The sequence below is a fragment of the Methanofollis sp. UBA420 genome (assembly GCF_002498315.1).
Classification (GTDB): Archaea; Halobacteriota; Methanomicrobia; order Methanomicrobiales; family Methanofollaceae; genus Methanofollis.
Window position 1 is genome coordinate 656,829 of sequence record NZ_DAGX01000002.1, and the last position, 19,974, is coordinate 676,802.

The 19,974-nt window shown below is 62.7% G+C and carries 14 protein-coding genes; 9 read left to right on the forward strand and 5 right to left on the reverse strand.

What is annotated here, in order from left to right; translation table 11 throughout:
• Positions 1 to 149: 149 nt before the first annotated feature.
• Entirely contained in the window at positions 150 to 1,079 is a 930-nt protein-coding gene (gene xerA / locus BP869_RS03235) for a site-specific tyrosine recombinase/integron integrase (protein WP_342676835.1), read from the reverse strand.
• 1,844 nt (positions 1,080 to 2,923) lie between these two features.
• Here xerA and BP869_RS03240 point away from each other — a divergent pair.
• The 5 genes from BP869_RS03240 to BP869_RS03260 all read left to right on the forward strand — a co-directional run bounded on the left by BP869_RS03240 (position 2,924) and on the right by BP869_RS03260 (position 9,644).
• The gene (locus tag BP869_RS03240; RefSeq protein WP_067051992.1) at positions 2,924 to 3,454 is read left to right on the forward strand and encodes a DUF5806 family protein; all 531 of its coding nucleotides are present in this window, start codon (positions 2,924 to 2,926) and stop codon (positions 3,452 to 3,454) included.
• Position 3,455: 1 nt separating this feature from the next.
• Positions 3,456 to 4,208, forward strand: a complete 753-nt coding sequence (gene mobB / locus BP869_RS03245) for a molybdopterin-guanine dinucleotide biosynthesis protein B (protein WP_342676840.1) — start codon at positions 3,456 to 3,458, stop codon at positions 4,206 to 4,208.
• Positions 4,209 to 4,218: 10 nt separating this feature from the next.
• On the forward strand, positions 4,219 to 5,598 hold the full coding sequence (glmM, locus tag BP869_RS03250; RefSeq protein ID WP_342676842.1) for a phosphoglucosamine mutase: 1,380 nt from the start codon (positions 4,219 to 4,221) through the stop codon (positions 5,596 to 5,598).
• 237 nt (positions 5,599 to 5,835) lie between these two features.
• Positions 5,836 to 9,369, forward strand: coding sequence for a hypothetical protein (locus BP869_RS03255; RefSeq protein WP_342676843.1), 3,534 nt, complete (start codon positions 5,836 to 5,838; stop codon positions 9,367 to 9,369).
• Positions 9,366 to 9,644, forward strand: a complete 279-nt coding sequence (locus BP869_RS03260; RefSeq protein WP_342676844.1) for an acylphosphatase — start codon at positions 9,366 to 9,368, stop codon at positions 9,642 to 9,644. The genes BP869_RS03255 and BP869_RS03260 overlap by 4 nt, the downstream gene beginning before the upstream one ends.
• Here BP869_RS03260 and cas1 read toward each other — a convergent pair.
• On the reverse strand, positions 9,638 to 10,606 hold the full coding sequence (cas1, locus tag BP869_RS03265; RefSeq protein ID WP_342676846.1) for a CRISPR-associated endonuclease Cas1: 969 nt from the start codon (positions 10,604 to 10,606) through the stop codon (positions 9,638 to 9,640). The genes BP869_RS03260 and cas1 overlap by 7 nt on opposite strands.
• Before the next feature lie 66 nt (positions 10,607 to 10,672).
• Between cas1 and BP869_RS03270 the strand changes: the two genes are divergently transcribed.
• Positions 10,673 to 11,890: an arginine deiminase family protein gene (locus BP869_RS03270; RefSeq protein ID WP_342676848.1), complete on the forward strand. Its 1,218-nt coding sequence runs from the start codon at positions 10,673 to 10,675 to the stop codon at positions 11,888 to 11,890.
• On the opposite strand, the gene arcC is transcribed toward BP869_RS03270, so the two are convergent.
• The 3 genes from arcC to lysS all read right to left on the reverse strand — a co-directional run bounded on the left by arcC (position 11,880) and on the right by lysS (position 17,472).
• Positions 11,880 to 12,815, reverse strand: coding sequence for a carbamate kinase (arcC, locus tag BP869_RS03275; RefSeq protein WP_342676850.1), 936 nt, complete (start codon positions 12,813 to 12,815; stop codon positions 11,880 to 11,882). The two genes, BP869_RS03270 and arcC, sit on opposite strands and share 11 nt — an antisense overlap.
• A complete protein-coding gene (locus BP869_RS03280; RefSeq protein ID WP_342676852.1) occupies positions 12,812 to 15,127 on the reverse strand; it encodes an Orn/Lys/Arg decarboxylase N-terminal domain-containing protein in 2,316 nt (771 codons plus the stop codon). Before BP869_RS03280 ends, arcC begins: the two co-directional genes overlap by 4 nt.
• A gap of 809 nt (positions 15,128 to 15,936) precedes the next feature.
• Positions 15,937 to 17,472: a lysine--tRNA ligase gene (gene lysS / locus BP869_RS03285; protein WP_342676854.1), complete on the reverse strand. Its 1,536-nt coding sequence runs from the start codon at positions 17,470 to 17,472 to the stop codon at positions 15,937 to 15,939.
• Between the two features lie 321 nt (positions 17,473 to 17,793).
• Between lysS and BP869_RS03290 the strand changes: the two genes are divergently transcribed.
• The 3 genes from BP869_RS03290 (at position 17,794) to uvsE (ending at position 19,874) form a co-directional block, all read left to right on the forward strand.
• Complete coding sequence (locus BP869_RS03290; protein ID WP_342676856.1) at positions 17,794 to 18,045, forward strand: hypothetical protein; 252 nt, start codon at positions 17,794 to 17,796, stop codon at positions 18,043 to 18,045.
• A gap of 108 nt (positions 18,046 to 18,153) precedes the next feature.
• On the forward strand, positions 18,154 to 18,993 hold the full coding sequence (locus tag BP869_RS03295) for a hypothetical protein (protein ID WP_342676858.1): 840 nt from the start codon (positions 18,154 to 18,156) through the stop codon (positions 18,991 to 18,993).
• Positions 18,993 to 19,874, forward strand: a complete 882-nt coding sequence (uvsE, locus tag BP869_RS03300) for a UV DNA damage repair endonuclease UvsE (RefSeq protein ID WP_342676860.1) — start codon at positions 18,993 to 18,995, stop codon at positions 19,872 to 19,874. The genes BP869_RS03295 and uvsE overlap by 1 nt, the downstream gene beginning before the upstream one ends.
• Positions 19,875 to 19,974 lie beyond the last annotated feature (100 nt).

The following is a 19,974-nucleotide window of genomic DNA, read 5'->3' on the forward strand; positions in this document are numbered from 1 at the left end:
GTCAGCAGATATAGCAACATATGGTTTATGAGTGGGTCGGGGCCGATCCCCGGACACCGTAACGCGGTCAGGAGAAGGAGATCAAAAGAGAATAGGAAGAAATAATCTGGTTATAGGGCGTCCCCGTCAGAGACAGGGACACACAGAAATTAATCCCGCCCCCCGTCATGCGAGAGCGGGAAGTACTGCCGATACACGGCCTGCCTCTCGTCGAGGTCGGTATGCAGGTAGATCTCGGTCGTCTTGATGGAGGCATGGCCGAGGTTCTCCTGGACGACGCGGAGGTTCTTCGAGCGCCGGTAGAGTTCAGAGGCATAGGAGTGCCGGATCTTGTGCGGCGTGATGCCGGGAGGAGCGCACTCTTCGAAGATATACTGGACGGTGCGGGGCGTGATATGGTGGCCGTTCTGGCCCACAAAGAGCGGCCCCACAATTTTATTCCCGATATAATCCTCCACCTCCGCGAGAGTGCCCTCGTCAACAAAGACGGTCCGGATTTTTCCTCCTTTTCCAAGGATCCGGATCGTGCCCTCGTCGAAGTCGATGTCGCCGACATCGATGGCGCAAAGTTCGGAGACACGGACGCCGGTGGCGTAGATCAGGCGGATGATCAGGCGGTCGCGCGGTTTTTCGATGGACTTCAGCAGGCGCATCACCTGGTTGTGCTTCAGGTATTTCATCTCCTGCTCTTTTATGCGGGGCCGGGCCATTCCCGGCATGGGATTGACGGTCACGGCTTCCTGCGTGAAGAGGTACAGATAGAATGAGGAGAGCGCGGAGACGAACTGGCGGACGGACGTCGGCTTATACGCCTGCACAGACGTCAGGAAAGAAAGGAAGTCGGTGACCATGGCCCGGGACACTTCCACCCCGGTGTCGAGGTGCGGCGCCTCAGAAGAAAGCCATGCGGTTCTGAGAGCATCCGCGTCGCCACAGTCGCCCCGCCGCCTGAGCCAGACATAGTGGGAGAATTTTTTCAGGACCCTGGCATACCCGTCAAGCGTATTCTTCGAGTAATTTCGCATTCTGAGGTAGTCCATGAAGGCGTCGATCCACTCGGAAAAATCTCCGTCTGCCATTGATTATTCTTTCATATCTCGGATATAATAACTTTTTCGCATAATCACCATTATGTGAAACGCGTGATCGAGGAGAGACGCCTCCCCGCAGACCCCATGACCCGTCGACTACAGGAGTGCCCGGCACCACGGCGACCGGGGGGACAGACCGACACCGTGCGCGAAAAAATAGTCACATGACCCGGAAAACGAGGCGGCCCACGAAAATGCATACAGGGAGATTTTCAGGGAAAACAGGATGGATGATACCTCCCCCCGACAGAGAGGCCGCCAGGCCGCCGGGAAAAACAGAGGAGATCGCCCGGATTGCAAGGGCATCATGACAGGAGAAAGCGGGAGAACCATAAAGAAGTGGGGCCATGCCCCCGACAGATCGTCAAAGGTCGGGGCGACGGGTCGCGGAGAAAGTGTCGGGACCACGGAGAGAAAGCCCGGCCAGGAGAGACACCCACAGAGATGGAGAGAGTGAGGGGCGGTTCCCCCCACATTCCCGTCAGGCGGGACGAGAAATGCATGATCAGATTGTGCTCCACCACATTCACAAGGTTTGAGGATGCCGGGATACCAAAAGGCGGATTGGAACCCCTTGCATGAACATCAGGGGGCCACAAGATAAAGGGGGGCCGTGCGGGGAGAAAGTGAAGGCCGCACGGATCAGACAGACGAACACTGGCACCGGACGGCACAGATACACAGGAAAGCGCCGCAAAACCGTCATGTACGTGGAGGAGAGATCCATTCCCGCCACCTGCCCCGGGGCCAAGCCCCGCACAGAGAGAGAGAACAGATACCTTTTGAGAGAGTGAAGCCTCCCCCCGGGGGCCGTCATCAGACGGAAATATCGGTCGCACGCTCACGGCGAGACAGAACGCCCGAATAGAGAAAGACGCAAATCCTTTCGGCCGTACGCCACCAGGCCCCGACACAGGGATCAGAGTGAGACGGCAACCTTCCCCGTCACGATCTCTGATCTGTCTTCCCCGGCCCCGGCCGAATAGAATGTGACAGGAGAGAATCGGGAAGATGGAAACTCGAGGATTTTCCTGTTCAGACACATTTTTGATGTGCTATGAACCGGGGGGGCGAGCACCACGCGAGCATGAGAAAGCCGGGGGCTTTCAAGGACCGTGGCGTCAGTCCCCTGCCCATATGTGGGGGTGGCAGTGGGCCCGGACACTCCTCCGGAGGACCACCATGAAAGCCTCACATTAGGACAGGGGGCGGAGGGCAGTCCCCCCTTCAAAATGTAGGTTTGCCCCCCCCCTTTTGAGGTCCAATCCCGAGCGGGGACGATCGGAGGGCGTTGAGAAGACCTACGATTTTCGAGGTCGGGGGCAACGAGCGATAGCGAGTTCGAGAACACAGGGAATCGAAGATTCCCGGTGAAGGAAAATCTATGATTTTCCGTTTACAGGAAGATCTTCGGCCTTCCGTGGATCTGGATCTTCGAGGTGCGAGCGAAGCGAGTATGAGACTGACTCACCCGGCCGTTCTCCACCCGGAATAAGGGTCCGGGGAAACAGAAAAGTGATCTTGATGAGAGCAATTGCTATCTCGCATTTTCTGTGCACGTATTTTTCTTCTCGGAAAATCTTTGATCCCCCACGGTCTCGAACTCACCGGCGTTCGCTCCCCACCCCGGATAGATGCAGGGGGCAACCGCCCCCTTTCAGGATCTCCAACCCATTCTTCCGGCCCCCGCCCCCGACCCGGCACCGTACACACACCCCACGCCGCCCACCTATAAACCGTATGATGCTATATGTACGAATCGACCCCTGAGGCCCGGCGGCGAGAGACAGACCGGTAATCTTGATACCCGGGAAAACCAATCCCGTAGTTAAATGAGCGATCCCGCAGACCGCACTGACGAGATCAACAAATACCGGAAGTTCAAGAAGGTCGAGGGCTCCACCTACCGCCGGGTCAACCAGTTCCTGCGCAAGCATACCTACATCACCGCGCGGGAGTGGGCGATCGCCCGTCTCTGCGCCGACTTCCAGACCACAAGCGGCGCGGAGATGACCTTCGTCGGTGCGCACCTGCCGGAACTCGTCCCCTTCATGACCGAACCCTACACCCCGCAGGCGGTGAACCAGGCCCGCAACGCCTTCAAGAGAAAGGTGAAGATGGCCGGGGCCACCTTCTTCTACGGTGCGATGTGCGGGTTTTTCACACCCGAAGAACTCGACGACATCCTCTTCGAGGCAAGCGAGGTGGCCCGCTTCCTCATGGAGATCGAGGGCACGGCCCTGGAGATCGACGACGAGATCGATGTCGAGGACAGAGTCGCCGAAGTCATGAAAAACATATCCCGTGCATCGTCCGACCTTCTCAAGGAACGGACCAGACGGGCAGAGAGCGAGGAGGAGTGAGATGAAGATCATCCAGTTTGTCGGAAGGTCGAACTCCGGCAAGACGACATTTATCGAGGGACTGATCAGGGCCCTCAAAGAGAGAGGGAGCGTCGCCGCCGTCAAGCACCTCGGCCACGACAGGTACGCCCTCGAAGAGGGAAAGGACACGACAAAATATGCTGAGGCAGGCGCCGACCGCGCGGTCGGCATCGACGACGTCAGGGCCGTGACCGCCAGCCAGAGCCCCGACCTCACCGCCACGCTCACCGATCTCTGCGACGCCGGTATCGAGTACTGCATCGTCGAGGGCTTCAAGACCATTCCCTTCCCGAGAATCGTGATCGGGGACCTGGAATCTGACAACGTCGTCCTGAGAAATCCGACCATCGACGATATCATCGAACACCTCGACGCGTTCGAGGACTTCCAGACCATGCAGGGCATCGTCAGGGAACTGCGGCGCGCGTACCCGATGGAGAGGGCGGGTGCCGTCCTCACCTTCAACGGCATCGTCAGGGAACTGACCGGCGACGAACGTACAGAGTACCTCGATTTCCCGGCCGGCATCGACACTCTCGTCGAAGACCTCAGGAAGGAGGCCGAACAGACGCCCGGCGTCATCGGCGCCAGGTTCTATCACAGGAAAGGGCGGCTGTACGCCGGCGAGGACATCACTTACTTCGCCATCCTCGCCGAACACCGGCAGGAAGCCTTCGCCGCAATGGCGCAGGCGATCGACCGCCTCAAACGCGACGTACATGACAGAAAATGAAGGGATGAATATGAGCACAGAGAGAGTACAAAAACGGATCTTCGGGACAAACGGCGTCAGGGGCGTCATCGGCAAGGACATGACACCCGACCTCGTGATGCGGATAGGCAAGGCCCTCGGCACGATGAGAAAGGGACGGATCGCCGTCGGGCGGGACACCCGGACCTCTGGCGAGGCCCTCGCCGCTGCCGTCTCTGCCGGTCTGATGGCGACAGGGTGCGAGGTCGTCGACTGCGGCGTCCTCCCGACCCCGGCCCTCCAGTACCTTATCATGGAGCACTTCGACGGCGGGGCGATGATCACCGCCTCCCACAACCCCCCGGAGTACAACGGCGTCAAGGTCATCGAACCCGACGGCACCGAGATGGGCGACGAGGAAACCCTGAAGCTGGAGGAGATCCTCTTCTCCGGCGCCTTCGACGAGGTCTCCTGGGAGGAGGTCGGCGGCAAGAAGGACGCCCCTGACCTCAAAGAAGAGTACATCGACGCGATCGTCTCCCACTTCCCGCCCGGCATCGGCGCCGGCCTCACCGTCGTCGTCGACCCGGGTTCAGGGCCCGCGGCAGACACGACGCCGGCGATCCTCTCCCGCCTCGGCTGCACCGTCCACACCATCAACGCCCAGAAAGACGGGCGCTTCCCGGGCAGACTCCCCGAACCCAGCCCCGAAGGACTCGCGCCCCTTGCAGAACTGGTCGTCGAAACCGGTGCGGCCTTCGGCGTCGCCCATGACGGTGACGCCGACCGCGCCGTCTTCGTCGACGACCAGGGGAGGTACGTGGAGGAGAACAGGGAGTTCGCCCTTGTCGGCAGTTATGTCTGCAGGAAGACGAAGGGCCGTGTCGTGACCCCGGTCTCCACCTCCCTCATTGCCGAGGAGATCGCCGCCATGCACGGGTGCACGGTCGAGTACACCCCGGTCGGGAGCATCTATGTGGCAAGGCGCATGCGCGAACTCCTCGGGGAAGGGAAAGAAGTCGCCTTCGGCGGCGAAGGGAACGGCGGGCTCATCTACCCCGACCACCAGTTCTGCCGCGACGGCGGCATGACGGCCGCCACGATGGCCGGCCTCCTTCAGGCCGAAGGGAAGTCACTCTCCGCGCTCCTTGACGCCCTGCCGACCTATCACATCATCAAAGAGAAGGTGAAGACACAGGCGGCCGCAGCCGTGGTCGCCGCCCTGAAAAAACGGTATGCCGGGGAGAAGATCGACTGCCGGGACGGGATCAGGATCAACAGGCCAGGCAGCTGGGCACTGGTCCGCCCCTCAGGGACGGAACCGATGATGCGGGTCGTCGTTGAAGCGCGGAGCATGGAGGATGGAGAAGGCTTTTTCAGGGAAATCATGGCCGTCGTCAGGGCGGCCGCACCGGATCTCACGCCCACGTGAATAATTTAAAAAATATAAAAATCGCAATCTATTTTTTTATTGCACTCCGATTAACCCGGAGATAGAGAAATCCCCGGGTCGTACCGGGACGATAGGTGAAATAATCTTTGATTTTCTTTTGCGTTACGAATCTCAAAAGTCACCATAGAGAATGTTTATCTACTATTATCCAAATATATTCAGTCAGGATGAGCCGTGCCTGCAACTGAGATAGATATTTTAAAGAGAATACATCAGGTGGTCGCGCGGGGAGACCAGGGAGAGATCGAGACCTTACTGAGCGACATCTCTGATATCCCGAAGAGAAAGGAGAAAAAGGAGTTACTCGAAGAGATCCATGCAACCATACTCGATACAGCCTTCCGTGAAAATCACCCGGAACTGACGAAAATCCCGTTGTCACTTCCGAAAAACGATATCTTCGAACACATCCTGCACGCGACCCGGATCTATATCGACACCAGGGACCAGGCATGGCTCCAGGCCGTCTACGACCTCTCGAACTCACTCGACAGGAAGAGTTCACAGTCCATCATCCTTGCCGAGGTGACCAAGAACCTCATCGAGGCCGGAGTCGACCGCGCCGATGCCGACCTGATCAGGGTGGGCATGGAGGTCTATCACCAGATCAGTTTCAGGAAGTACCGCTCAGCCATCCTGATGGACATCGTCCCCCTGCATATCGTCTGGAGCGTCACCATCAGGGACACCACTCTCCTCACCGAGGCCGCCGACCTCATCGAAGGGATCGGCGACATCTCCAAGAGATCCCTCCTCCAGAGCGAAGTCGCAAAGGCGATCGGGCGGATCGGCGTCTCCACGCGCGACTTCGAGCTCATCGTCAGGGCGCTCAGGTCCGCCGCCGACATCAAGCAGAAGATCAGGCGGACAAACTGCATCGCCTACATCGTCGGCCAGACCTGGAAATCCCCCCTCAGTTCGCAGATCTCAGACGTCATGGAGGTCCTCAAGAGGCTGGACGACCTCCCGGAGACAGAGATCGCGGAGATCTCCGCAGCCATGGCAGAGGAGATGATCGCACGGAACCACGACAAAGGTGCCGTCGTCGTCACTCTCGAAGCACTGGTACGGGCCTATCCCTTCACCCTCCAGGGCATCATCGCGGAGCTCCTGAAAGCGGCGGAGAAGACCGGCGACCCCTACTATCTTGAGGCAGGGCTCAAGTTCAACACGCGCCTCGAACCCTCAGAGGAGGTCCAGATCAGGGAAGTCGTCAGGGCCAGCATCGCCGTCGTCGAAAGGACGGGCGAGGCCAGGTTCATCCTCCAGATCGTCCCCATCGTCGAGGAGGCGATCTCGGGCCCGAAGGCCTTCGCCATCTACCTCTCCCTTGTCCACACCATGCTCGAACGCGGGGCATTCACCCACGCCATCGACATATTCGGGAGGATCACCTCCTTCACCGAGATCACCCAGATGGGGAACCAGTTCTGGGACACCACCGTGCTCCTGGTAAGCACAGGCGTCCTGCGGGACCGGGTCGACGACGTCAAGACACGCGTCTTCGCACGGATGGACACCGAAACGAAGGAGAGCCTGATCCAGCGGAGCGTCACCGACCTCTGCAAAAACACCCCATTCAACGATATTGTCAGGCACATCCCGTCTCTCGTAGCCCTCTGCGGCCTCCACAGGCGGCGCGACGAACAACTGCAGACGGCCATCGACCTCCTCATCGAAAGGCAGTTCATCGAGTCCCTCGACCCCTCGTACCTCGTCGAGATTGCGAGAAACATCAGCAACCCGGCGACAAGCGGAAGCTCGGTCTCACGGATCGTCGCCAATATCGCAGACTACGGCGTATCCCACAGGAACCGCGACTACCTCCAGCGTGCCGTCGGCCTCACCTGCGAGATCAGGGAGCAGAAGATGCGGTCGGAGGCGCTCTGCAGCATCATCGACCGCGCTGCCGACCTCGCCGTCTATCAGGGCGACCTCACCCTCCTGAAACGGATGCGCGGCTGGACCGACCCCCTGCTCGAAAAGGAGTACGGCCTCTACACCGCCGGCAACATCGTCCGCGGCATGGTCAAGTACGGCATCGACAAGGTGGCCCCTCACGCCCTGGAGAACGCCTACCAGATCGCACGGGAGATCGAAGACCCGTCCTTACGCCAGCAACTCCATGAACTGATCACCGAGGGCTTCATCAGGGTCGGGTGCCTGATGATGACCGAACCCCTCACCGCCGAGAACGTCGACCTCCTGGAGAACCGGATCTCGGTTTTCAGGCGGGCGATCGAGATCCTCAAGGAGACAGTGGTCGAGAGGCGGTATTCCATCAGGATCGCACGGAGCATCGACATCATCGAGGAGTACGTCGCCAGTGCGCGGAACCCGTACCATGCCATCCCTCTTGCGATGTTCGTCCTGGAGATCAGCAGCAACGCCGAGCGGGACGCGATGATCGCACGGGTCATCGTCGATTTCGAGGACTACCTCGACGACCTCGCCTCCACCGACCCCTACGAGATGATGGCATTCATGCTTGCCCGTCTCGAATATGCGCGGGGTTCGCCCGAGGTTATGGAACTCACCCGTCTCCTCCTCCTCCAGATCGCAAGTCCGTACACACGGTACTCGGGGATGTGCACCCTCGCCGAGGGGTATCTCAGGATCAACGACACCGACAGGGCGACGACGATCCTGGACAGCATCCGCGACGGGGTCAGGGAGATGGAAGTCCCCCATGAAAAGGCCCTGATCCTCTCCGACCTCGCGGGCCTGATGGCACGGGTCAACACGGCGGACGCCTACTCCTGCTTCGACGAGGCACTCTCCCTCCTCCCGGCGGTCGACCCGGAGATGGGCGGCGTCGTCAGAAAACACCTTGTCTTCGCACTCGTCAGTCTTCATGCCACCGAGCCGCGGGAGGAGAACATCGCCGGCGTCAACGATCTGATCATGACCATCGACGACCCGGTCGACTATGTGAACTCCCTTGTCGCCGCCTTCGGCATGGTCTCCCAGGGAGGGAGGACGGCAGAGGTCCTTGAGAAGATCTATGACGGCATTGCGGCCATTCCCTTCCCGTACGACCGCGCCTCCATGCTCATCTCGGTCGCCCCCATCGCCGAGAAATACGGACAGGAACGCGACGCCGAGATGCTCCTCGCCGAGGCCGACAGGATCACCGCAGAGATCCAGATCCCGGTCGTCGCCGCGATGGTGAAGAAGGGCGTGAGCCAGATGTTCCTGATGCTCGCCGCGGCCCGGAATGACGAAAGCCTCAGGACCGGGGCAATCGACGCGATCCAGAGTATCGAGGACGAGATCATAAGAAACCGCGTCTTCACCCAGATCGGCGTCAGCCCTGAGACCCCGATCGCCGACCAGGCATACTCCAGGCTCATTGACGCCGCACAGGCGGTCATCGGTGCCGCCACGTCACGCCCCGACACCTCGTCCCTCGAGTACCTCATCGAAGGCGTCTCGGACCGTGCCCAGAGGGCGCGCTACTGCTTCGAACTCTACCTCCTCTTCCGCGACGCCGGCAGGGACCGCCTTGCCGACCACACCCTTCTCATCGGTATCGACGAGGCGAGCATCATCAGGCCGCTCTCCAGGCGGGTGCACGTCCTCTGCGACATCGCCCTCTCCCTCCACGAGGTCGGCGAGAAGAAGAAGAGCCGGGACGTCGTCGGCATGGCGGTCAACGCCGCCACCAACATCAGGCAGGACGACCTGCGGGACGAGGTCTTCAACGACCTCGACGTGGTGATGCGGATCCTCCAGGAGGAGCGGGCATGAAGACGGTCCGGATGGTCGTCTCGGGAAAAGTCCAGCATGTGGGGTTCCGGGCCTGCACAAAGAGGATCGCTGTCAGCCTCGGTGTCGGCGGCGTGGTGAAGAACCTCCCCGACGGCACGGTCGAGATCACCGCCTCCGGCGACCCGGTGATCCTGGACAAGTTCGTCGCCATGCTCTATGCCTGCCCCCGCGTCGTGGTCAGGGAGGTCGAGGTGACGGCCCTGCCCTTTCATGAATTCCCCGACTTCTGCATCCTGCGCGAGATCCGTCAATAAACAGGTGAGAACTCTTTTCCCGAGATCAGGGATGTGGACAGGTCTCGTGCGACAGACACGATCGGTTCGTCCTGAATGCTTGCATGGAGCGCCGGGAGCAGGCGGCCGACAAGGGCGTCGGAGAGGATGCACCGCCCTGTCCCGGTCTCATAGTCGCCTGCGTCAAGGCCGGCACGCACCAGGGTAAAGACGGTCTCGTCCACCATAGCGGGCTTGAAGCCGTCGATCAGGTCGTTGACGAGAGAACCGTTCCCCTCGTGGAGGGCGCCGGCGTCCGGGTCGAGGCCGGCGGCAAGGGCCGCACACTGTGCGATCCCGTACAGCATCGCATAGCCGAGAGAGAGCATCGCGTTGACGGGGTCGGGGTGAGGCCGCGCAGTCCGCCGCCTGAAGCCGGGTTCGTGCGGGAGGGTCCTCGCCATCACTTCATAATAGGTGTCGGCGATCAGTCTGCTGACCCGCCTGAGTTCGTCCATTTTGATGAGGTACGGGAGTTCATCCCTGTTCCTGTGGAAGAACTCAAGTTCCCCTTCATAGAGAAAAGACCAGCCGGATGAGTTTCCCATGCGTTCGATCGCGAGGATACGAGCGTCGGCCACTTTCCGTGCAAAGGTCAGGGCATAGGTGTGCCCAAACATTTTTTTCTGGGCTTCTCTCACTCTCTCCCCTGCATCGTACCCGGAGGGAAGGACCTGGCCGGCAGGAAGGCCGTCGGCGTCGAAGAAAGAGATGGGCACGCCGGCGCGCCTGAGGGAGATCACGGCCGATGTGTGGATGGTGTGGCCGCCGACGACGATGAGGTGGCCGACATTCTGGAGGTCATACTCCTGTACCGTGTTCATTCTCCGCACTGTCAGGGTGTTGCGGCTTGCCCTGACGTGCGCTCCCGAACCTGCGACCGTCACCCATCGTCCTGCCCTTTCCATGGTTAAAATCCCGGCACTGATGATCAGATGTGGCATCTCCCCCTAGATGAACAGATCGATATCCCCCGAACCTTGATTGCCGGGGACGTTCCTGAGAGGATCATGAAGGCCGGTGCAGGGGCAGAATGGCACACTCTCCGGGACGTCCTGGTGCACGAGCCCGGTATCGAGGTCTTTTTCGCACTGACGGCACCCAAGCACCACCTCTACGAACGGTTCTTCTGTCTCGACGCCGCACGGCAGGAGCACCTGAGGCTCTGCACGGTCCTCCACGACGATTTCGGCGTCCGCGTCCACCGCCTTGCGGCGGCCGTACGCGACGGCGCCGAAACCGACCCCGCGATCAGGACGGCCCTCGAAGAGGTCGCCGCCGGCGGGGGCAGGGCGATGGACCCGCCGGCCGCAGACCGGGACACAGGCAACCTCCTCCTGACGGCCGTCCTCGACCCGGTGGCCGGAGACGGCCGGGTGACTCTCGGGAAGACGATGCACAACCTCTACTTCATGCGCGACCAGCAGGTCTGCACAGCCCGCGGCATGGTGACGGGAAGGATGGCGACGGCCGAAAGGCAGAGGGAGGTGGCGCTCACCGGCCTCGCCCTCGCGGCCATCGGTGCGGGGCCTGTCGGCGCGGTGGGGGCAGGGAGATGCGAGGGCGGCGACTTCATCCCTGCCGGCGAGTTCGCCCTCGTCGGGTGCGGGTCGAGGAGCGACCGGGCGGGGATAGAAGCCCTTCTCTCATGCGGCATCGGTTTCGACGAGGTGGCGGTCGTGCACGAACCTGTCCACCCTCTTGTCAGGGGCCGCGATCCCATGGTGAACATGCACCTCGACACCTACTGCAATATCGCGGGCGACGGTATCGCCGTCGGCACCCCGGCCCTCCTCGATCGGGCGGCGGTCGAGGTGCTCCACCGGGAGGCGGACGGGTTCGTGACGGCCGGATGGGAGGGGAGCCTTGCCTCCTACTTCAAAGAAAAGGAGTTTGCCATCGTCCCGATCACCACTCTCGAACAACTCTGCTATGCCTCGAACTTTCTCTGCGTCAGGGACAGGGAGGCGGTCGCCGTCGACGCCGGGGCGCTCGCCCCCCGCGTCATCGAAAGGTTGCAGGAGAAGGCGGCGGAGAGGCCGGGGAAGTACGACGCCCTCCTCGCGGCGGCCCGGGAGGACTACCGGCGCCTGATGGCCGGGGGCGGGTTCTTCCCGTACACGAAGGAGGTCGCCGCGGCAGGCCTTGAGATGGTGCCGGTCGCACTCACCAATGCCACAGGCGGGTACGGCGGGGCGCACTGCATGACCTGCACGGTCAGGCGGTGATACGCGTCCCGGCACGGCCCCTGACGGCCTTCTCCGCATCGTCGAGATGGGCGATGACGGCCGACTGACCGCCGCCGCGGACAAACCTGACGGCCGCCTCGACCTTCGGCGCCATCGACCCTTCAGCAAACTCCCCGGCGGCGAGGAGACGTTTTGCCTCCGCAGCGTCCATCACGGGGATCAATTCCTCTTCGGCCGTCCCGAAGCGGCGGTACGCCCCCCTCACGTCGGTGAGGATGAGGAGGAGGTCGGCGCCGATGCCCGCGGCAATCCTCTCCGCGGCAAGGTCCTTGTCGACGACCGCCTCGACGCCAGCAAGACGGCCGTCCCCCTCCCTGACCACGGGCACGCCCCCGCCGCCGCCCGCGATCACGACGGCGCCGCTCTCGAAGAGGGACCTGATCGCCCGGACCTCAAGGACCTCGCGGGGCGCGGGGGAAGGGACCACGCGCCGCCAGCCCCGCCCCCCTTCCTCCCGCATCGTCCACCTCTCGGACGCCCCGAGCGCCCGCGCCTCCGGCGCCGTATAATAGGGGCCGATCGCCTTGGACGGGCGGGCAAATGCCGGGTCAGACCTCTCCACCAGGGTCCGGGTCAGGACGGTCGCGATCGGCAGGTCGAGGCCGGCCGCAGAAAGCCGGTTTGCCATGCACTGCTGGACCATGTAGCCGATCATCCCCTGGCTCTCGGCGCCGCAGACGTCGAGGGGCATACGCGGCACCGCGTCCTTCGCGCACTCGTTCTGGAGGAGGATGTCGCCGACCTGCGGGCCGTTGCCGTGGGTGACCAGGACCTGGTGGCCGGCGGCGACCAGGGCGGCAAGAGGGGCCACGGCCGCGTCGATGTGGCCGAGTTGCTCCTCCGCAGTCCCCCCCTCCCTGTACCTGACGATGGCGTTGCCGCCGAGCGCCGCGACCACCTTCATCCGTCCTCCTTCAGGCAGAGGACGGAGACGACCTTCCCCTCCGCAGTCTGCTCGGAGACGACGCCGTGGATCTCGGTCTCGAAGCCCGGGAAGGCGGTGTCGAAGTCACCGTACAGGAGGAGGAAGTTGACGAGGCAGCGGTCCTCCGCGAGGACCCTCTCGCCTGGCATCAGCACAGGGATGCCGGGCGGGTACGGGACGACCATCACCGCCGCCGTCCTCCCGATGATCGAGCCGATGGGCACCGTCTCGGTCTCGCCGGCCACGAGGTGGCGGTAGGCCTCGGCCGGGGTCATCACGGCCTCGGGGATGCCGGCGTACACCGTCTTCAGCACGCCGGCGATGTTCCGCCTCCTGAGGTAGGCGTGCATCGCGTCGCAGAGGTCGGCAAGCCCCATGCCGCCGTAGATCTCGGGGTGGGCGCGGGTGAGGGCCGGGAAGACCCGTTCGAGCGGGGCGTTCTCGTCATAGAGGTCCTTGAACTCGAAGAGCTGGGCGATGAGGGTGCCCGATTTCCCTCGCGAGATCCCCATCGTGAAGAGGATGAGGAAAGAGTAGAAGCCGCTCTTCTCCACGACGATCCCGCGCGACTGGAGGAAGCGGGAGACGACCGGGGCCGGGATGCCGCGCATCCCCATGCCGCCGTCCTTCTCCACGCCCGGCGTGAGGACGGTCACTTTCAGGGGGTCGAGGAGGACATAGCCCTCGTCCAGGCCCTCGAACCCGTGCCAGGCATCGCCGGGCCTGAGCGTCCAGAAGGCGAGGTGTCTCTCCAGGTCGTCGCCGGCCTCGGGGCGGGGCCGCAGGTCGGGAAAGTCCCCGCCCTCGGGTTGCCAGATCCCGAACCACCACCTCTCCCCCGCCTCCTCGCCCGCCGCGAGCTGCTCACCTATCTGGACCATCTTCTGCCTGAAGATCAGCGCCTCCTCGAGGGTGTCGGCGATGAGGGCCGTGCCCGAGTCGCCCTCCATCATCTTCGCGGCGACGTCGAGGGAGGCGATGATCGAGTAGGCGGGAGAGGTGGACGAGTGCATCATAAATGCCTCGTTGAAGCGTTCGGGGTCGACCCGGCCATCCTCGGGGCGGTGGCCGTCGAGGATGTGGACCATCGAGGCCTGGGAGAAGGCGGCGAGCACCTTGTGGGTGGACTGGGTGGCGTAGAGGACAGGGTCGTCCGGGCCGAGGCCTGCCCCCGACATCGCGTACCGCCCCTCGTACAGGGGGTGGACACAGGCATAGCCGTACCACGCCTCGTCGAAGTGGAGGGCGTCCACCATGCCCCGCAACCAGCCGCGGATCGCGACGACGTCGTAGCAGAGGCCGTCGTAGGTGGAGTTCGTAATGACGGCGAGTTTCGGGGCGGCATCGGGCTGCGCCAGCCTGTTCGACCGGATCTTCTCCAGGATTGCATCCTCCGAGAACTCGGACGCGGGGATGGGGCCGATGATCCCGTAGTTGTTCCGCGTCGGGACCAGGTAGACGGGGACGGCGCCCGTGAGGATGATCGCGTACATCACCGACTTGTGGCAGTTCCTGTCGACGAGGACGATGTCGCCGGGGGAGACGCAGGACGAAAAGACGATCTTGTTCGCCGTCGAGGTCCCGTTCGTCACGAAATAGGTCCTGTCGGCCCCGAAGATCCGGGCGGCGTCGGCCTCGGCGTCGCCCACCACGCCCGAGTGCTCCAGGAGGGACCCGAGTTCGGGGACGGAGACGGAGAGGTCGGCCCTGAGGGTGTTCTCGCCGAAGAATTCGTAAAAAAGTTTGCCGACCGGCGACTTGAGGAAGGCGGCGCCGCCGGTGTGGCCGGGCGTGTGCCAGGCATAGGTGTACTCCTGGGTGTACCTGACGAGTTCGCCGAAGAAGGCCGGGAGGAGGGTGTCGAGATAGTCGCCGGTGACGTCCTCGATCCGGCCGGCGACGAACCGCGGGGTGTTGTCGAGTTTCCAGAAGTAGCCGTCGATGGTCCGGACCACCTCCAGGGGGATCTCGTTCACCGCCAGTTTGCGGGTGAACAGGAATATCGGGAGCGACCTGTTCCTCGTCCTGATCTCCCGGATCATCTCGGCCGGCCCCGGTGCGTCGGGGGCGGCGGCCTGGAGGTCCCAGTCGAGGAGGACGCCGGCGATCTCCGGGTACGACGACCTGAAGATGGAGAAGGCGTCGTCGATGGTCGTGGCCTCGACCACGTCGAAGTCGAGGTCTTTCAGGAGCCTGATGATCTCCCGGAGGGCGATGCCTCCCGCGGTCTTCGCCCCGAGTTCGGAGTCGATGATGAGGATGGAGAGGTCGAGGTTGCTGTACCATTCCATAGGTCTGTGCCCTCAGGGGGGAGTGGGCGAGGGAGGCATAAAAGGTATGGGTAGGAAACAGAGACCGGGAGACTCTATCGAAAGCCGCGGGTGGAGAGCGGCGATCAACGGGCTTCCCGAAACACAGACCTGGCATCGATCCCCCGTCTTCCCCACAATCGAAAAACTACGGTCAACGGCAAATCAAAGATTTGCCAGAACAGGAAAATCTTCGATTTTCCCGTATTTCTCAAGCTCGCTAACGCTCGCACCCTGCCATTAGGATAGGGCCGGGGAAGACAGAGCAGAGATCCTGAGGTGGGAGATTGCCATCCCACCCCTATCCTGAGCGGGGGTCCGGGGGCGTAGTCCCCCGGCATGAAATACGGATCAATCATCTTTCCCGCACACACCACAGGCAGCTCCCCGGAGGAAAACCCCGACCCACCGCCTTCCCCACGCGGCTCGCCGGGGGCTCTTCGAAAGCCTTCGGCTTTCTCAAGCTCGCTGACGCTCGCTGCCCCCGGACCCCACATTAGGATAAGGCCGGGGAAGACAGAGCAGAGATCCTGAGTGGGAGATTGCCATCCCACCCCTATCCTGAGCGGGGTGCGAGCGCCAGCGAGTTCGAGAAAACCGAAGGTTTTCGCTGACGGGGGCGGTAGTCCCCCGGAGGAGAGCGTCGGCAGGACACATGGTATGGCGCAGGAACACCTGCCGGGACACGGTCCCGAAGAACCCGACAGCCCCCGCTCTCGCCCTCGCATGCCATGCCAACAGGATCAAAAAAAGAGGACCGGCCCCTCCCGCGGGGGCCGTCTTCGGGAGCGTTACTCCTGCTTCTCTTCGGGCTCGTCCGACTCTTCGGCCTCGGCCTCTCCGCCCTGTGTCGCGATCGTCCGCATCGACGGGAAGAGGATCACTTCCTTGATGGAGTCGTTGCCGGTGATGAGCATGACCAGGCGGTCGATACCGATGCCGACCCCGCCGGTCGGGGGCATGCCGTAGCCGAGGGCGTTGACGAAGTCGTAGTCGATCATCTGCGCCTCAAGGTCGCCGAGGCGGCGCTTTGCGTCCTGCTCCTCGAAACGCTGCTTCTGGTCGATCGGGTCGTTCAGCTCGGAGAAGCCGTTCGCAAGCTCCATACCGTTCACGAAGAGCTCGAAACGCTCGGTGAAGCCGGGCTTCGAGCGGTGGCGCTTCGCCAGCGGCGAGTTCTCGACCGGGAAGTCGTAGATGAAAGTCGGCTGGATGAGTTTCTCCTCGCAGTAGTGGTCGAAGAAGAGAGGGAGGTAGTCCCCGTGGGTCTGTGCCGTCTCGCACTTCTCCACGCCCTCTTTTTCGGCAATCCTGGCGAGTTCGTCGAGAGGCGTCGCATAGACATCGATGCCGCCGTACTCCTTCACCGCGTCCTCCATGCTGAGTCTCCTCCACGGCCGGGCAAAGGAGATCTCGTTGCCCGCGAAGGTGACCGTCGTCGTGCCGAGAGCGCTCTCGACAAGGTGGGTGATGACCTCCTCGGTGAGGTTCATCATGTCCTCGTAGTCATGGTAGGCCGCGTAGATCTCCACCATCGAGAACTCGGGGTTGTGGTGGGTGTCGATGTCCTCGTTCCTGAAGTTCTTCGCGATCTCGTAGACCTTCTCGAAGCCGCCGACGACAAGCCTCTTCAGGTAGAGTTCCGGGGCGATGCGGAGGAAGAGCTGCTGCTCCAGGGCGTTGTGGTAGGTGATGAAGGGCCGGGCATTGGCGCCGCCATAGACGGACTGGAGGGTCGGGGTCTCGAACTCCATGAAGCCCCGTCCATTGAGGAAGTTCCGCAGACCGGCGATGGCATGGCTCCGGGTGCGGAAGGTCTGCCGCGACTCCTCGTTCATGATCAGGTCGAGGTACCGGTGGCGGTACCGCTGCTCGGTGTTCTTGAGCCCGTGGAACTTCTCCGGCATCGGGCAGACCGACTTGGTGAGGAGGTCGAAGCGGCTGACCCAGACGGTGATCTCGCCCATCTTCGTCCTGAAGACATGGCCTGTTGCGCCGATGATGTCGCCCGCGTCCAGGTACTTCTTGATGAACTCGAAAGGCTCGTCGCCGACGTCGTTCTTCCGCACATAGAGTTGCATGCGGGCCGAGGCGTCGCCGATGTCGATGAAGATCGTCTTGCCGTGGTGACGGAGGGCGTAGATCCTCCCGGCCGTCACGACCTCCTCTTCGCTCTGGTCGTGGCCGATCTCCGCAAAAGTTTCCTTGATCTCGCCGAGGGTCTGCTTCCGCTCATAGTGGGCCGGGTACAGGGTGAGCCCGGCCTCCTGAAGTTCGCGGTATTTCGTGAGTTTTGCCTCATCAAAACTGATCTGTGAATCGCTCATGATACCATTCCCGGGTGCAGGGTTGGCCCGGCCGCACGGCGCGGCCGGGTGAAATCGCTATATATCTTTTTTATCGGGGAGTATTAAGGGTATCAGTCTGAGGAAAAGAGGTCCCCGGACCGGTACCGCCGGGGGACGATCGCCGGAGACGGGAAGAGACCGCCATATGAGGGGCGATTGTCCGGCGCGATATGCAAGCACATAAATAGTGCCTGCAAAATTTACTATTCTGTATGAGGAGGCAGGATGGTTCAGTCCATTGAATCACGGTTCGAGACTTTTTCATCAGAGTGGCTTGAAAGGTGCACGGAATGCAAAAAAATGGCGATATCGGACGATATGGCCGACAATGTCCGGAAAGAACTTGAAACCGATCTCTACTTCTTCAAACTGCAGGCAGGGATCGCTGGCGAGGAGACAGGAGACCTTGAAAAGGGCATCAGGCAACTGCAGAAATACGTCGAGATCGCCCTGGCAAAAGGAAAGGCAAACCATGCACGAGAGGCGGGCGGAGAAAAGAAACCCCCTCGCGCCCCGCTCAGGGACATCATGGCGGGCCTCCACAGAAAATAACCCCCGAAATTCTTCCCCTCAACGGACGGTCAGGGTGTTGCCACAAAGATAGAGCATGGGCAGGTCAATTTCGCCAGAGATATATAGTCCCTGAACCACGGAGATGCGATGAAACTCGGGTACCCCTGCACCAACCTGACCATCGGGGCCATGAATGGTCTTTTCCCCGACCGCCGCCATGCCCCGGCGGAGGAGGTGGACGCCGCGGTCGTCGAGAACCTTGCCTGCCTGGCGAGGACCCTGGAGTTCAATGAAAAGGCCGACCTCTCCTTCTTCGCGATCAGTCCGCGGGCCGTCCCGCACAGGACAGCCGCGTATGCGGAGTGTCTTGCGGCCGTCGGGGCCTATGTGAGGGAGAAGAAGATGCGGGTCATGACCTGCCCTGCCAGGCCCGCCCTCACCCCGGAGAGGCGGGCCGCCGACCTCGTCCATCTCGCCTCCCTCCTCGACGCCATGGACCTCGACACGACGGCAAAGATCCCGGTCAGGATCTACGGCAGGGGCGATGCTGACGAGTTCTGCCGGGAGTATGACAGCCTCCCCGACGCGGTGGCCAGGCGTCTTGTCATCAGAAACGACCGCTTTCACACGGTCGAAGACTGCCGGGCCATCGGCCGGGCATGCAGCGTGCCCGTGGCCTACGACCGCCACCAGGCCGGGGGAGACCCCGGCGAGGCCGTCAGGGAGTGCGCCCGCACCTGGGGGAAGGAGGACGGCGTGCCGATCGTCTTCTACGGTTCCCTCGACCGGGACACGCCGCACCCGCCCTCGGTCGACCCCGCCGCATTCGGATCTTTCCTTGCGGCCACGGCCCCGACAGACATCGACGTCATGCTCCTCTTCAGGGACAGGGAGAGGTCGGCCCTCATCGCGCGCCGGGTCGCGCACGACGACCCGCGGCTGGCGGCCGACAGGGTTATGAGCGCACCCGCCCACCACGCGCCCTGATGCGGATCGGGTACCCCTGCATGAACACCGCCATCGGGTGCACCTCGGCCCGCACCTTCAGGCTGAAGTCCTGGAGCGAGGAGAGGTTCCTCTCGACGGTCGCGGAGAACCTCTCCTGCCTCTCGCGGATCCTCGCGTTCAACGCCGAACACGACCTCCTCTTCTTCAGGGTCACCTCGGACCTCGTCCCCTTCGCCTCCCACCCGGTGAACGCCCTCGACTGGCCGGCGATCTTCGCGGAGGAGTTCGCCGGGATCGGGGCGTTCGTCCGGGGCCGCGGCATGCGCATCTCCCTGCACCCCGACCAGTTCACTCTCCTCACCTCACCCGACGCGGGTGTCGGTGAGAGGAGCGTCGCCGAACTGGCGTACCACGCCGCGGTCCTCGACGCCATGGGCCTGGACACGACGGCAAAGGTCCAGATCCACCTCGGCGGGGCCTACGGCGACAGGGAGGCGGCCGTCGGCCGGTTTCTCGACAGGTACCGCGCCCTCCCCCGCGAGGTGAGGCGGCGCCTCGTCGTCGAGAACGACGACCGCCTGTACACCGAGGCCGAGTGCCGCGCCGTCAGCCGCGAGTGCGGCATCCCCGTCCTCTTCGACGCCTTCCACCACGAGTGCAACCCCTCCGGCCTCGACACCGGCGCGGCCGTCGCCGCCTGCGCCGCCACCTGGTCGGAGAGGGACGGCGTCCCGATGGTCGACTACTCCTCCCAGGAACCGGACGGGCGGCGCGGCCGCCATGCCCGCACCCTCGACCCGGCCCACTTCGCCGCCTTCCTCGCCGCCGCCCGACCCCACGACCCCGACATCATGCTGGAGATCAAGGACAAGGAACAGAGCGCCCTCCGCGCCCTCTTGATCGTGCGGCACGCCGGGTGAGGGCCCGGCACGGCGCGCCATGTCAGAACATGGCAAGGTTATTGATGAGCGGGGCCAAACTCTTTTCCAACCATCACGGGCGGGGAGGCCGCCCGGATCA

Bases quoted from the DNA above. Each gene is read 5' to 3' on its own strand.
- xerA (WP_342676835.1), bottom strand. From the start codon at position 1,079: ATGGCAGACGGAGATTTTTCCGAGTGGATCGACGCCTTCATGGACTAC.
- BP869_RS03240 (WP_067051992.1), top strand. From the start codon at position 2,924: ATGAGCGATCCCGCAGACCGCACTGACGAGATCAACAAATACCGGAAG.
- mobB (WP_342676840.1), top strand. From the start codon at position 3,456: ATGAAGATCATCCAGTTTGTCGGAAGGTCGAACTCCGGCAAGACGACA.
- glmM (WP_342676842.1), top strand. From the start codon at position 4,219: ATGAGCACAGAGAGAGTACAAAAACGGATCTTCGGGACAAACGGCGTC.
- BP869_RS03260 (WP_342676844.1), top strand. From the start codon at position 9,366: ATGAAGACGGTCCGGATGGTCGTCTCGGGAAAAGTCCAGCATGTGGGG.
- cas1 (WP_342676846.1), bottom strand. From the start codon at position 10,606: ATGCCACATCTGATCATCAGTGCCGGGATTTTAACCATGGAAAGGGCA.
- BP869_RS03270 (WP_342676848.1), top strand. From the start codon at position 10,673: ATGAAGGCCGGTGCAGGGGCAGAATGGCACACTCTCCGGGACGTCCTG.
- arcC (WP_342676850.1), bottom strand. From the start codon at position 12,815: ATGAAGGTGGTCGCGGCGCTCGGCGGCAACGCCATCGTCAGGTACAGG.
- BP869_RS03280 (WP_342676852.1), bottom strand. From the start codon at position 15,127: ATGGAATGGTACAGCAACCTCGACCTCTCCATCCTCATCATCGACTCC.
- lysS (WP_342676854.1), bottom strand. From the start codon at position 17,472: ATGAGCGATTCACAGATCAGTTTTGATGAGGCAAAACTCACGAAATAC.
- BP869_RS03290 (WP_342676856.1), top strand. From the start codon at position 17,794: ATGGCGATATCGGACGATATGGCCGACAATGTCCGGAAAGAACTTGAA.
- BP869_RS03295 (WP_342676858.1), top strand. From the start codon at position 18,154: ATGAAACTCGGGTACCCCTGCACCAACCTGACCATCGGGGCCATGAAT.
- uvsE (WP_342676860.1), top strand. From the start codon at position 18,993: ATGCGGATCGGGTACCCCTGCATGAACACCGCCATCGGGTGCACCTCG.